Source organism: Pseudoalteromonas sp. T1lg10 (assembly GCF_002964545.1).
Taxonomy (GTDB): domain Bacteria; phylum Pseudomonadota; class Gammaproteobacteria; order Enterobacterales; family Alteromonadaceae; genus Pseudoalteromonas.
This window is the reverse complement of record NZ_PQBV01000018.1, coordinates 122,187-135,045: the sequence shown is the minus strand read 5'-3', so window position 1 is coordinate 135,045 and position 12,859 is coordinate 122,187. Positions and strand designations below refer to the sequence as shown.

Genomic DNA, 12,859 nt, shown 5'->3' with positions numbered 1-12,859 from the left:
ATCGTTCCAATAATACTAGCTTAGCGAACTTACTATACGTTGCAAGTTTTCACTATCCCCACTTTCAAGCCAGGTGAGGTCCGACCAACCGCGTAACCAGGTCAGCTGACGTTTTGCTAACTGACGGGTTGCCGCAATGCCGCGAAAAACCATCTCATCATAGTCAATTTCACCGGCGATGTAATCCCACATTTGTCTATAGCAGACACAACGTATCGATGGCAAATCTGGATGCAAATCATCCCTGTTATATAAGGACAAAACTTCATTTTCAAACCCCTGCTCCAGCATTATTTTGAATCTTTTCTCAATACGCTGGTGCAGCACCTTGCGATCGCTTGGCGCAATGGCAAACTGATAAACAGGAAAATCAAGAGCTTGCGCCTTGTTTTGCTGTAACTCCGTCATGGTCTTGCCGCTAATGCGGTACACCTCTAGGGCACGGTTAATACGCTGCGAATCATTGGCATTGATTTTCGCCGCGGCCTGAGGATCGATCTCCTGCAGCTGCTGATGCAAGGCTGGCCAGCCTTGCTCCTTGGCTTCTTTTTCCAACTCGGCCCGCACCGCTTCATCCGCCTCGGGCAAAGGCGACAAGCCCTCAAGCAAGCCTTTGAAATACATCATGGTACCACCCACCAACAGGGGCACCTTGCCCTGAGCGTGCAGCTCCTTGATATGCGCCAGAGCATCGCTGCGAAAATCCGCCATGGAGTAACTTTCCGCCGGGTCGATAATATCGATTAATCGATGCGGCGCTTTTGCCAGCTCTTCGGCATTAGGTTTGGCCGTACCTATGTCCATGCCCTTATATACCAGGGCCGAGTCGACACTGATCACTTCGGTATCGAAGTGCTTGCAGAGCTCAATGGCTAGATCGGTTTTACCCGAGGCCGTTGGCCCCATTAAAAATATAACTGGCAGTGTACTCACGGAACTTTAGACGCTTATTTGGTTGAGGTACTGGGATACGTCTATTTTAACGGCTTTTTGCTGTAAGTGCTGCATAATCTCGGGGCATTTTTGCAGCCGCAAGCGCCAGTTAAGAAAGTCCTGACCGTCAAAGTAAGTCTCCGGCACCTGACTTGCCAGCCATTGCAGCCAGGGCTGTTCGCCATCTTTTTCACTGAGCGGCGCCGCCAATACACATTCGATCACCTGTTTGGCGTCCACACTGTACAAACAGCTGGGTAAACGTTTGACCATCACATGCTGTTTTACCAGCTCCAGATCAAAGCCCAGCACCGCCAGCCAGGACTGGCTTGCCTCCAGCCGGGTAAACTCTTCGCTATTGATAGCCACCCGCACCGGCAGTAACAGTGCCCTTCCCGGCAACTGTGCATCTGCTTCAAGCCCTTGCTGCCAAGCTGGTAATAACACACTGCGCCAATGGCCCAGGTAAAGCTCGCCTTCCTGGCTTAGGGCGCAGCGCCCCTGATTTAAAGGGAGAATGTCGACGTTTTGCCCTAAAGCTGTCGCTCCTGCTACTGGCGCAACCTGCTGCGCGGCCTGAGTAAAGCTATGCGCCTGCACCTCGCTAATGCCCTGATAAAAGCGATTAACCTGTTCAATTTGTGCCGCTTTGGGCGCTGAGCCGGGTGCTTTAGCACCATAGCCCGCACTCGCATTGCCGCCACCCGATGACGCCCTAGCTGAAACTGATGAAGCGCTTCCCCAAGTTTGAGATTCAGATTGCGGCTGCATAAGCTGCGGCTGTAAATGGGATTTCGGATAATCACCATACTCACTCGGCGTCGCGGCTTGTGTTGGCAGCTGCGCTTCCTGGTGGCCAAACAGGCTTTGCTCGGTAGTGATTAACTGCTGCACCGCCTGCAAAATAAAGTCATGCACCAGGCGCGCCTGATGAAAACGCACCTCGTGTTTAGCCGGATGCACATTCACATCCACCTGGCGAGGGTCGATTTCCAAATACAGCACAAAGGCCGGCACATGGGTGGCGCCCACATGCTCTTCAAAGGCCTGGCGAATTGCATGCAAGATCAGCTTATCGCGCATCATGCGGCCATTTACATAGGTGTATTGCGGCTCGGTTTGGGTTTCCTGAGGCATGATCCAGCCGTGCAAATACAGGCCCTGTTCGCCACTTTGCAGGTGCATGCCCTGCTCGGCAAAGCCCTTGCCGGCGACCTGCGCAATACGCTTCACCGCCTGCTCTTCGGACACAGGGCGATACTGGCGTACCACCTTGCCATTGTGTGTTAAGGTCAGAGCGATATCGAGGCGGCTGAGGGCTATACGCTTAAGCAGTTCATCGATATGGCTAAACTCAGTCTTTTCGGTACGTAAAAATTTGCGCCGCGCCGGGGTATTAAAAAACAGATCTTTTACTTCGATACTGGTGCCGTCCGGATGCGCCGTCGGCTGTACCTGCACCGCCATATCCCGCCCCTCGGCAAAGGCCTGCCAGGCTTCTGCTTGCGCTGCGGGCTTGGATTTAAGCGTCAGTCGAGAGACCGAGCTAATCGACGCCAGGGCTTCACCACGAAAGCCCAAAGAGCAAATATTTTCCAGATCATCGAGACTTTTCAGCTTACTGGTGGCATGACGCGATAGCGCCAGGGTGAGCTCGTCTTTGGCAATACCGCTGCCATTATCACTAATACGAATAAGCTTATGGCCGCCGCGCTCAATGTCGACGCGAATGCGGGTGGCACCGGCATCCAGGCTGTTTTCAACCAGCTCTTTAACCACGGATGCAGGACGCTCAACAACCTCACCGGCGGCGATTTGGTTAGCCAAACGCGCCGGTAATATCTCTATACTCATAAGCTCACTTAGGTGCTGGGAATGGTCAGTACCTGGCCGATATAGACCCGATCTGATTTGAGTTTGTTAGCCCGCTTCAGGTCGCTCACCGATACACCATAACGGCTGGCAACCACGCTTAACGACTCACCACGGGAGATCTTGTGGCGGGTTGGATTCTGCGCCTTAATGGTGGCGAACAGGGAATCATCCGGCGGATTTTGCTGATAATAGCCGCGGATCGATTTAAACACAGCCTGTGCCAGCTTTTCCTGATGCCCCGCCGAAAGCAATAAACGCTCTTCCTGTGGGTTGGAAATAAAGCCGGTTTCAACCAGGATGGATGGAATATCCGGTGATTTCAATACCCCCAAGCTCGCCGCCTGCGGATAGCGTTTATGCATTTTCGCGACCTTGCTCAGCTCTTTAACCGCCTCTTCGGCAATCTTAAAGCCGGTTTTCATGGAATGATCCATGGACATATCAAGCAGCGTCTGCGCCAGGTATTTTTCACTGGCGGTATCACGAATCACATCCGCAGCACCACCAAGAAGCTCTGAATGTTTTTCCCTGTCCTCAATCCATTTACCGATTTCCGAGTTAGCCCGGCGCAGCGACAACACCCACACCGAAGCCCCTCTTGGCTGCGGGCTGGTGAAAGCATCCGCGTGAATAGAAACCAGGAAGTCGGCCTTGCTTTCACGGGCCTTGGCGCTACGTGAGTTGACCTTGATAAAGTAATCGCCACTGCGCACCAAATGTGCCTTCATGCCACGCTCGGCATTAATCAAACGCTCCAGGCGCTTGGCAATTTTCAGAGTAATGTCTTTTTCATAGGTACCGCTTGGGCCTATAGAGCCCGGATCTTCACCGCCATGACCGGCATCTATGGCAATCACTATGTCACGATTGGTTTCAAGCACGCGATTCTTAGGTGTTTTCTCGGCGCTTTGGTTGGCGCTTTTATCGTACAGGTCGATCACCAAGCGGTCTTTATAGGGACCAGTTGGTGCCAGAGCAAAGAGCACGGGCTTTGTCGGTTTAAGTAATTCAAACACCACTCGGGTAGAGCCGGCTTTTTTTGGCTTGCTGGCGCGGATCACATCAACGAGTTGATGCTTTTTTTCTATGTTCGGAAAGTCGCTGTGTCGGGCGGTGTTATTAATATCCACCACCAGGCGCCGCGGATTACTGAGCATAAAAAAGCTGTAATCCGGCTTTTCGGCCATATCGAATACGATGGGGTACTATCCGGCGACGGCCAAACCCGCACCCCTTCAATTTTATTCTGTGCCGATGCGGCCGCAGCCCACAGCACTAGTATGCAACTTAAGGTAATCTTGCTCGCGGTTATAATTGTTTTAAGCATTGCCTTTTAACTTCGTTACTATGTCAGCGCCTCGCTCGGTGTCGGCAAGAATGCTGATCTCACGCGCTTCGCCGTTATACTCTAAGGTGATTTTTAAATCGGCGCGAGGGATCATCCCGGCACCCTTACTTGGCCACTCTAGAATACATACGGCACTATTATCAAAATAATCCCTGATCCCCATAAACTCCAGTTCTTCGGGATCAGCTAATCGATATAAATCAAAATGATATATATTGACCTCGGGCAGTTCGTAAGGTTCCACCAAGGTATAGGTGGGACTCTTAACCTTGCCTTTATGGCCCAGCCCTTGCACTAGACCGCGACTCAAGGTGGTTTTACCCGCCCCCAGATCGCCATAAAGATAAATCACCACACCGCCCGCCACAAATTTGGCGAGAGTGTTGCCAAAGGCCACGGTGGCCGCTTCATCGGCTAAATACTGGTGAAATTCATGACTCATCTATTGCTTATCCTACTAATGCTCTTAAAACTGGGAATAAATCGCTGGCTAATAGCCCCTTGCCGCCTTGTGCCGCCGCTTGCTCGGCAGCAAACCCATGCAAGTAGGCACCAAGGCATGTCGCATCCTGGGCACTCAGGCCCTGGGCTAATAAAGCAGCTATAATACCAGATAATACATCACCCATCCCAGCACTCGCTAGTACCTCGCTGCCACTGCTGTTGATCCACAGTCTTTGCTCACAAGCAATCAAGGTACCCGGCCCTTTTAACAGCGCGGTTGCCCGATAATGCTTTACCAACTCGGTTAGCGCCGCAAAGCGGTTGGCTTCAACTTCAGCCACCGAGGTATTCAACAGCCTGGCCGCCTCTTTTGGGTGCGGCGTCAACACGGCTTTTTCTAGTTCCTGAGGGTTTTGAGCCAGCAGGTTAAGGGCATCGGCATCAAGCACCTTAACTTTGTCCTTGCCCTGCTTTAGCACCTGCTGCAATAAGGTTTGAGCCCATTGGCACTGCCCCAGTCCGGGCCCTACCACCAGCACCGAAGCCTTGTCGAGCAGCGGCATCAATTGCTCCGGCGTCTCAACCCCATGCACCATCAACTCAAAACGCCCCTGCAATACCGCCATGACATTTTCCGGGTGGGTCGCCACGCTGACCAGGCCGGCACCGCAACGAAGCGCTGCCTCACTGGCCAAACGCGCGGCTCCGGCCATGCCTGGGCCACCACCTATCACCAGCACATGACCGGCATTATTTTTATGGGCACAGGGCTGGCGCTGCGGGCGTTTTCTCATCATCTCATCATGAATTAGGCGACGCGCCTTCGGCATACAGATATGAGCAAAGGCCTGATCCACGCCCAAAGGCGCAAACCAGAGTAAGCCACATTGCGCCTTGGCTCGTCCGGTGAGCATCCCCTGTTTTAAGCCGATAAAGGTCAGGGTATGGTGCGCGGCAAAAGCGCCGGGGTAAACCTCACCGCTTGTGGCATTTACGCCGCTGGGAACATCGATGGCAATACGCACCGCACGCAATTCATTAAGATGTGTAAAGGTGTCTTGCAGTTCCGGGCTCAGAGGGCGATCCAGACCAATGCCAAAGACACCGTCTATGATCAACTCAAACTGGTGCAAATTGGGCTTTGCCACGCACTCACCACCGCCATTTTTATAGCGCTGCATCATTTCTTTGGCGTCGCTTCCCAAGTGAGCTAAGGATAACAGGGGCCACACCTGCACAGAGTAACCGGCACGTCTTAGTTGCTCGGCAACAACGAAACCATCGCCGCCATTATTGCCGCTGCCTACCAGCACCAGCACTCGCTGGTTATTGGCATAATGGGCCTGCACCCAGGCCGCTACAGCGCCACCAGCGGTTGCCATCAGCTCCGTCATGCTAATGCCGCAGTGCTTGGCCGCATGCGCCTCGTTTTCTCTTAACTGTTGGGGGCTATAAGCCTGCTGTGGTAAATTAGTACTGTAGTTAAGATACATGGTTGTTTACTTTTGCCTCAAGACACTATCAATTATCCTGAACTAGCCCAGCAAATTAAGCAATGGGCAAGCGAACTGGGTTTTGCCGACGCGGCGATCTGCGATATCGATTTGCGCCAGCATGAAGCTCAGCTGCAACGCTGGCTCGATTTAGGGTATCACGGCGAAATGAACTTTATGGCCGAGCATGGCACCAAACGCTCTCGCCCGGACGAGCTGGTACCGGGCACGCAGCGGGTGATCTCCCTAAAAATGCACTATCTGCCCCCCGATGCAGGCTTCGCAAAAACCTTAAAGGACCCAAATCTTGCTTATATTAGTCGCTACGCCCTGGGACGCGATTACCATAAGCTTATGCGCAACCGCATTAAGAAACTAGGAGAGCGCATCAGCGAGCAGGTAGAAAGTCTTGCCTTTCGCCCCTTTGTCGACTCGGCTCCTGTATTAGAGCGCCAGCTGGCCGCCAAGGCCGGGCTTGGTTTTACCGGCAAACACAGCTTAATTATCGATAAGCAGGCCGGCTCCTGGTTCTTCTTGGGTGAATTGTTTATCGATATTCCCCTGCCCGTGGATGACCCCACCGAGCGCTTAGCCAGCCAAGGGGACTGTGGCAACTGCGTGGCCTGCATGACCATGTGCCCTACCGGCGCCATAGTAGAACCCTTTGTGGTCGATGCCCGCAAATGTATTTCCTACCTGACCATAGAGCTTAAAGGCGCTATCCCCGAGCAGTACCGTCAGGCCATGGGCAACCGTATTTATGGCTGTGATGATTGCCAGCTGATCTGCCCTTGGAATCGCTATGGCCAAATCACCGCCGAGCAAGACTTTCATGCCCGAGCGCAATTACGCGATAAAAGTCTGCTTGCCCTCTTTGCTTGGGACGAAGCGACCTTTTTAAAGAATACCGAAGGCAGCCCGATACGCCGCATCGGTCATCAACGCTGGCTTCGCAATATTGCCGTGGCTCTGGGTAACGCCCCTTATGATCAAGCCATAGTGCAAGCCCTTGAGGAGCGACTCAGTGAAGTCGATGAGTTGGTCGGCGAGCATATTCACTGGGCATTAGCGCAGCAACAACGAAAAGCACAAGCCATAGAGGTCAAGGTGATTAGCACACAAAAGAAAACTCTGCGACTTGTTCGCGCCGTTGAAAAAGGCTTAGTTCGAGACGCGTAGTTCGGGACGCGTAGTTCGGGACCTCTAGTTAGGACGAGCAATTAAGGATTCGAAGTTATAAATACCACGCACGACAAGGCATTGGTAAATTTTTGCTGTTAAAAAGAGGGATTTTTATTAAATGGGGAAAATTGGAGCGGCACACGAGGTTCGAACTCGTGACCTCAACCTTGGCAAGGTTGCGCTCTACCAGCTGAGCTAGTGCCGCTTCATAGGTCTGAAGCAAAAATATGCTGCTTCATAAGTGCTCTGAGTGAGATTCAAACGTTGAGCTAAACGAGTGAAAATTTGGAGCGGCACACGAGGTTCGAACTCGTGACCTCAACCTTGGCAAGGTTGCGCTCTACCAGCTGAGCTAGTGCCGCTTCATAGGTTGCTCTTTGTTTTATCGCTGGTCGCAACCTGAGGTTGCGGCTTTGCAATTTAGCAGCTGAGCTAGTGCCGCTTCATAAGTGCTCTGAGTGAGATTCAAACGTTGAGCTAAACGAGTGAAAATTTGGAGCGGCACACGAGGTTCGAACTCGTGACCTCAACCTTGGCAAGGTTGCGCTCTACCAGCTGAGCTAGTGCCGCTTCATAGGTCGCTCATAAATTTCCCGCAGGAGCGCAACAGGTTGCGTCTAACGTTTTAGCAGCTGAGCTAGTGCCGCTTCATATATAGCTCAAAATTAACACATTCATGTTCGTCTTAAGCGGGGCAGGATTCTACAAGATTGCCCCTTCTTTGCAAGCCCTTTTTTGGGATTTTTTTAAATTTTGAAGATTTCTGTACGATAAACCTGCAATTCCATGATCGAGTCCTTGATATCGTCCAGTGCCAGGTGCGATCCCTGCTTTTTTACCTTATCAAGTACTTCCGGTTGCCAGCGTCGCGCCAACTCTTTGATGGTACTGACATCAATGCTGCGGTAATGGAAGTAATTATCAAGCTCGGGCATATAACGCACAAGAAAACGGCGGTCCTGGCCGATGGAATTGCCACACAGGGGCGAAGCTCCTTTGGGTACCCACTGCTCTAAAAATGCCAGGGTATCAGCCATGGCCTCTTGCTCAGTTACCTCACTGGCCTTGCATCGCGCCGTTAAACCCGACTTGCCATGTTGGTTGGTGCACCACTGGTCCATGCCATCAAGTAACTCATCACTTTGCTTTATTGCTATAACCGGGCCCTGAGCCAGGATATTGAGTTCGCTGTCTGTGATTATGGTGGCAATTTCCAGGATCCTATCCTGCTCTGGGTCCAACCCCGTCATTTCCAAATCCAACCACACTAAATTCTTATCATTCACAGCCATATCAACCTAACCCTGCTTTACTTTCGGTTTAACGCAATAAGATATATCATATTAGCTTAACTCATAGACCTAAAGCTTTTTTAAAAAGGTTTAGCCCAGCTAAGTACAGAGACCGCGTGGCAAAAAAGCAAAAACTGTCCAAAGGCCAGGCTCGACGCATTCGAGCCAATCATCAAAAGCGCTTACAACGCGCTAAAGAAAGCTCAGCCGACACCCAAACAAGCGAATTCGATAGCGATAACCTCGGCGCTCAGGAGCCTGGGGTTGTGGTCAGTCGTTTTGGCCAACATGCCGACATAGAAACGCCCGACGGCGATGTACTTCGCTGTAATATTCGCCGCACAGTAACCAGCCTAGTCTGTGGCGATGAGGTGCTGTTTCGCCGCGCCAACGTCAGCGACGGCGATATTGCCGGCGTGGTGGAACTGGTTGAAGAGCGCCGCTCTCAGCTTACCCGCCCGGACTTTTATGATGGCGTTAAGGTGGTGGCCGCCAACATCGACCAGATCCTTATGGTATCGGCCGTGGTGCCCGAGTTCAGCACGCAAATTATCGACCGTTATATCGTTGCCTGCGAAGACATGGGCATAGCCCCTGTCTTACTGTTAAATAAGGTCGACATGCTTGAGGATGAAGACCGCGATATGTTTATGGAAATACTCGCCGAATATCATGAGCTGGGCTACGACATTCATCTGGTCAGTAGCCACAGCGGTGAAGGCATAGAGCACCTTAAAGCCGAGCTGGTCGATAAAAACAGTATTTTCGTGGGGCAAAGTGGCGTCGGTAAATCAAGCCTAGTTAATACCCTGCTGCCCGATGCCGAGATCCTCACTCAGGAAGTCTCCTCTAACAGCGGCCTAGGGCAACATACCACCACTGTCTCGCGCCTGCATCACCTGCCCAGCGGCGGTAATCTAATTGACTCACCGGGAATTCGCGAATTCGGTTTATGGCATTTAGAGCCTGAGCGTGTGGCTTGGTGTTTTAAAGAGTTTCGCCAGTTCTTAGGCGGCTGTAAGTTCAGGGACTGCAAACATCTGGACGATCCTGGCTGTTTATTACGCGAAGCCGTGGAAAATGGTGATATTGCCGAGTTTCGTTTTGAGAACTACCACAGGATTATCGAATCCATGGCAGATGGCCGCGCCGGGGCACGTAATCCAAGAGTGTAAGCCGAGCGCTAACCCGCGGCGGCAGGAAACGGCCGCCAACGCCTTGCCTGTTTATTAGGCTATGGTTTTTACTCCTTGATTTAGCTACCATTCGTAAAAATATTTTGAGAATTAAACAGTGAACTTAGATAAAGTAAAAATTGCTTTTCAATATGCATTGCCAAAACACGGCGTATCCCGTTTGGTTGGTAAACTGGCTGCTGCCAAAGCGGGTAAACTAACCACTGCCCTTATCAAGTTGTTTATTAAACAATATAAAATTGATATGAGCGAAGCATTGCATGAAGCTCCCGAGCATTATCAAACCTTTAATGAGTTCTTCACCCGTCCTCTTAAGCCGGGTATTCGCCCCTTGGCTGAAGATGCAAACATTGTCGCCCACCCGGTGGACGGCGCCATTAGCCAACTCGGTGATATTCTTGATGGTCAATTAGTGCAGGCCAAGGGCCACTACTACAGCCTTGAAGCCCTGCTTGGCGGTAAGGCCGAGGATGCCCAGCCGTTTTTAGGCGGTAAGTTTGCTACCATCTACCTGGCGCCCAAGGATTATCACCGTATTCATATGCCTGTCGATGGTACGCTAAAACGCATGATTTACGTGCCGGGCGATTTATTCTCGGTTAACCCGTTAACGGCGCAAAACGTGCCTAACCTGTTCGCCCGTAACGAGCGTGTGGTAGCCATATTCGACACCGAGATAGGCCCCCTTGCCATGGTCTTGGTCGGCGCCACCATAGTCGCCAGCATAGAAACCATTTGGGCCGGCACGGTAACACCACCAGCGGGTAAAGACGTGTTCAGTTGGGATTACCCGAGCACAGGCGACCGCGCCGTGCACCTGAAAAAAGGTGAAGAAATGGGCCGCTTTAAACTGGGCTCCACCGTAGTAATGGCTTGGGGTGCTAATCAGGCCGACTTTATCAGCACTCAAGTGCCTGAAGCCGTCACCCGCATGGGCACGCCTTTTGCGAAATTAGTCGACTAGACACTTCCCCAGGATGGTCAGGTTGTAACTCTGGCCATCCATAATCGCCACCTTAGGCAACTCGCCCCACTGGCTAAAACCAGCCTGTTTAAACAAACGCATGCTCGGTATGTTATGGCTGAATATAAAGGCCAACAAATTGGTCACCCCCAAACGATGCGCCTGCTGCTCGGCAAATGCTAGGCTCAGTTTGCCTAATCCGCGACCGCGCACCGATTCACACAGGTAAATTGCGATCTCCACGGTTTGCTCGTAGGCAGGACGACCATAGAAGGATTTAAAGCTCAACCAGCCCACCACCTTATCACCGTCTTTGTAAACATAGATGGGGCGTTTATCGTTATGGGATAGAAACCACTCTCGACGCGACTCAACGCTCACCAACTCGGTGTCGGCGGTCACCATGCGACTGGGGATGGTTTGATTATAAATGGCGACTATACTGGGTAAGTCTTCAATCTGTGCAGGTACAAACATATTTCAGCCACAAGCTGGGTGATCTAATGTGCCGATACTAACCTATATATTAAAACTAACAATAACTTGAGAACGAACATGTTTAAATTATTTCTCGCCAGCTTATTCTTATTGGCTACGAGCCTGGCTTATGCCAGTGACAACCAGGAATGTGGCGACTTTACCGATATCCAGGTGCGCAAACTGCGCTCCGAGCAAAGCATCAACCTGTGTGAGTTTAAAGACTCGCCCTTGCTGATAGTCAACACCGCCAGTAATTGCGGCTTTACGCCCCAATTTAAAGAGCTCGAACAGCTGCATCAAAAATACAAAGACCAGGGGCTGGTGATTTTGGGTTTCCCTTCCGATGATTTTTTCCAAGAAGAAGATGAGGAAAAAGACACTGCCAAGGTCTGCTTTATCAATTATGGCGTGACCTTTACCATGATGGCGCCGGTGTCGGTGCGTGGCTCAGATGCCCATCCGGTATTTCAATACCTCAACAAGAAAACCAGCTCGCCCAATTGGAACTTTTACAAATATCTGGTGAGCAAGGATAGACAGCAGGTACAACGCTTTAACAGCCGTACCAAGCCGCTGTCGAGCGAACTCACCAAGGCAATTGAACAAGCCCTCGCTCACAAAGACTAAACTTTAACACAATTACGGTGGCCAACTCAGGGCTAGCAAGCTAGTCTTGTCTCATTGATTATAAAGAAGATATGGAGAGTAAATATGACATTGGCAAGTGCGCGTCACATACTGGTAGACAACGAGGCCCTGTGTCTTGATCTGAAGGAACAAATTGAGCAAGGCGCTGATTTTGCAGAATTAGCAAAGTTGCATTCCATGTGTCCAAGTTCGCAAGATGGCGGTGCCCTCGGTGAATTTGGCCCGGGTATGATGGTGCCAGAATTTGATAAAGTGGTATTTTCGGCCCCTCTTAATGTAGTTCAGGGCCCGGTGCAAACCCAGTTCGGCTATCACCTTCTTGAGGTTACCAGTCGTAGCGATTAATTCCTTTAAATTTCAGTTGCATTGACCGCCAAGCCTGTTATGTTTGAGCTCTCGAACACAGACTCACGCTTACGGCAGGTTTGGCAATGCAACTGTATGGCTCCAACACGTCTCCTTTCGCTCGTCGCTTACGCATCTGGTGTAAACAGCACAATCTAGCGGTTTCTTTTCAACACCTTGATATTTTTTCGCCCGATGGCAGAAAATTCCTTTTGGCTCACAGTCCAGTGGCTAAAATTCCCTTTTTGGTCGATGGCGAACAGGTCATTTACGACTCCAATGTGGTGTACGAATACCTAAGTGCGCACTTTAAACTGCCCAGCATGAGTTGGGATGAGCGCAATCAACTCACGGTTATCAATGCCGCCAATGACTCGGCCATAGAGCTGCTGTTAAGCCAGCGCTCCGGCTTTGACACCAATGAAGAACACTTATTTTTCGACTTGCAAAAACAGCGTATCGCCCTGTGCCTTGATGCCCTAGAGCAACAGGTAGCGGCTATACAGCATAGCTACGTATGCGCCAGCCTGTTTTGTCTACTTGATTGGCTACAATTTAGAGAGCTGCATGATGTAACGCCTTACCCGGCACTCATGGCTTTTTGGCAAGCCCAGAAAACATCACCACACGCACAAGCAACCGATCCAAGACAGGGGTAA

12 protein-coding genes, 3 tRNA genes and 1 pseudogene are annotated in these 12,859 nt (G+C 51.2%); 6 read left to right on the top strand and 10 right to left on the bottom strand.

The features are described 5' to 3' along the window. Positions 1 to 15: 15 nt before the first annotated feature. The 5 genes and pseudogenes from miaA to C2M17_RS06840 form a co-directional block, all read right to left on the bottom strand. Positions 16 to 933 carry a tRNA (adenosine(37)-N6)-dimethylallyltransferase MiaA gene (gene miaA / locus C2M17_RS06860; protein ID WP_105200097.1) on the bottom strand — a complete coding sequence of 306 codons (918 nt, stop codon included), beginning with the start codon at positions 931 to 933 and terminating at the stop codon, positions 16 to 18. 6 nt (positions 934 to 939) lie between these two features. Then, entirely contained in the window at positions 940 to 2,787 is a 1,848-nt protein-coding gene (gene mutL, locus C2M17_RS06855; protein ID WP_105200096.1) for a DNA mismatch repair endonuclease MutL, read from the bottom strand. Between the two features lie 8 nt (positions 2,788 to 2,795). Continuing rightward, a pseudogene (locus tag C2M17_RS06850) lies at positions 2,796 to 4,135 on the bottom strand (N-acetylmuramoyl-L-alanine amidase). Further along, positions 4,128 to 4,598: a tRNA (adenosine(37)-N6)-threonylcarbamoyltransferase complex ATPase subunit type 1 TsaE gene (tsaE, locus tag C2M17_RS06845; protein WP_105200095.1), complete on the bottom strand. Its 471-nt coding sequence runs from the start codon at positions 4,596 to 4,598 to the stop codon at positions 4,128 to 4,130. Before tsaE ends, C2M17_RS06850 begins: the two are co-directional and overlap by 8 nt. 7 nt (positions 4,599 to 4,605) lie before the next feature. Further along, complete coding sequence (locus C2M17_RS06840; RefSeq protein WP_105200094.1) at positions 4,606 to 6,093, bottom strand: NAD(P)H-hydrate dehydratase; 1,488 nt, start codon at positions 6,091 to 6,093, stop codon at positions 4,606 to 4,608. 12 nt (positions 6,094 to 6,105) lie between these two features. On the opposite strand from C2M17_RS06840, the gene queG reads away from it, so the two are divergent. Then, a complete protein-coding gene (queG, locus tag C2M17_RS06835) occupies positions 6,106 to 7,272 on the top strand; it encodes a tRNA epoxyqueuosine(34) reductase QueG (protein WP_105200093.1) in 1,167 nt (388 codons plus the stop codon). Positions 7,273 to 7,404: 132 nt separating this feature from the next. On the opposite strand, the gene C2M17_RS06830 is transcribed toward queG, so the two are convergent. The 4 genes from C2M17_RS06830 to orn form a co-directional block, all read right to left on the bottom strand. Continuing rightward, a tRNA-Gly gene (locus C2M17_RS06830) sits at positions 7,405 to 7,480 on the bottom strand. Positions 7,481 to 7,561: 81 nt separating this feature from the next. Continuing rightward, positions 7,562 to 7,637 (bottom strand) — tRNA-Gly (locus C2M17_RS06825). Positions 7,638 to 7,769: 132 nt separating this feature from the next. Further along, positions 7,770 to 7,845 (bottom strand) — tRNA-Gly (locus C2M17_RS06820). Positions 7,846 to 8,021: 176 nt separating this feature from the next. Then, positions 8,022 to 8,567 (bottom strand): oligoribonuclease, encoded by a 546-nt coding sequence (gene orn / locus C2M17_RS06815; protein ID WP_105200092.1) that lies wholly within the window; start codon positions 8,565 to 8,567, stop codon positions 8,022 to 8,024. A gap of 116 nt (positions 8,568 to 8,683) precedes the next feature. Between orn and rsgA the strand changes: the two genes are divergently transcribed. Next, entirely contained in the window at positions 8,684 to 9,742 is a 1,059-nt protein-coding gene (gene rsgA / locus C2M17_RS06810; protein ID WP_105200091.1) for a small ribosomal subunit biogenesis GTPase RsgA, read from the top strand. A gap of 118 nt (positions 9,743 to 9,860) precedes the next feature. After that, positions 9,861 to 10,727 carry an archaetidylserine decarboxylase gene (gene asd, locus C2M17_RS06805; protein ID WP_105200090.1) on the top strand — a complete coding sequence of 289 codons (867 nt, stop codon included), beginning with the start codon at positions 9,861 to 9,863 and terminating at the stop codon, positions 10,725 to 10,727. Here asd and C2M17_RS06800 read toward each other — a convergent pair. After that, complete coding sequence (locus C2M17_RS06800; protein WP_105200089.1) at positions 10,716 to 11,204, bottom strand: GNAT family N-acetyltransferase; 489 nt, start codon at positions 11,202 to 11,204, stop codon at positions 10,716 to 10,718. The genes asd and C2M17_RS06800 overlap by 12 nt on opposite strands. Before the next feature lie 78 nt (positions 11,205 to 11,282). Here C2M17_RS06800 and C2M17_RS06795 point away from each other — a divergent pair, with 78 nt between their 5' ends. The 3 genes from C2M17_RS06795 to C2M17_RS06785 all read left to right on the top strand — a co-directional run bounded on the left by C2M17_RS06795 (position 11,283) and on the right by C2M17_RS06785 (position 12,859). Continuing rightward, positions 11,283 to 11,834, top strand: coding sequence for a glutathione peroxidase (locus tag C2M17_RS06795; RefSeq protein ID WP_105200088.1), 552 nt, complete (start codon positions 11,283 to 11,285; stop codon positions 11,832 to 11,834). A gap of 84 nt (positions 11,835 to 11,918) precedes the next feature. After that, positions 11,919 to 12,200, top strand: a complete 282-nt coding sequence (locus C2M17_RS06790) for a peptidylprolyl isomerase (RefSeq protein WP_105200087.1) — start codon at positions 11,919 to 11,921, stop codon at positions 12,198 to 12,200. Positions 12,201 to 12,286: 86 nt separating this feature from the next. Then, positions 12,287 to 12,859, top strand: coding sequence for a glutathione S-transferase family protein (locus C2M17_RS06785; protein WP_105200086.1), 573 nt, complete (start codon positions 12,287 to 12,289; stop codon positions 12,857 to 12,859).

What these genes read in the sequence shown, in the direction of transcription:
- C2M17_RS06790 (WP_105200087.1), top strand. Translation starts at nt 11,919, where the DNA reads ATGACATTGGCAAGTGCGCGTCACATACTGGTAGACAACGAGGCCCTG.
- C2M17_RS06840 (WP_105200094.1), bottom strand. Translation starts at nt 6,093, where the DNA reads ATGTATCTTAACTACAGTACTAATTTACCACAGCAGGCTTATAGCCCC.
- C2M17_RS06800 (WP_105200089.1), bottom strand. Translation starts at nt 11,204, where the DNA reads ATGTTTGTACCTGCACAGATTGAAGACTTACCCAGTATAGTCGCCATT.
- C2M17_RS06795 (WP_105200088.1), top strand. Translation starts at nt 11,283, where the DNA reads ATGTTTAAATTATTTCTCGCCAGCTTATTCTTATTGGCTACGAGCCTG.
- C2M17_RS06785 (WP_105200086.1), top strand. Translation starts at nt 12,287, where the DNA reads ATGCAACTGTATGGCTCCAACACGTCTCCTTTCGCTCGTCGCTTACGC.
- mutL (WP_105200096.1), bottom strand. Translation starts at nt 2,787, where the DNA reads ATGAGTATAGAGATATTACCGGCGCGTTTGGCTAACCAAATCGCCGCC.
- tsaE (WP_105200095.1), bottom strand. Translation starts at nt 4,598, where the DNA reads ATGAGTCATGAATTTCACCAGTATTTAGCCGATGAAGCGGCCACCGTG.
- orn (WP_105200092.1), bottom strand. Translation starts at nt 8,567, where the DNA reads ATGGCTGTGAATGATAAGAATTTAGTGTGGTTGGATTTGGAAATGACG.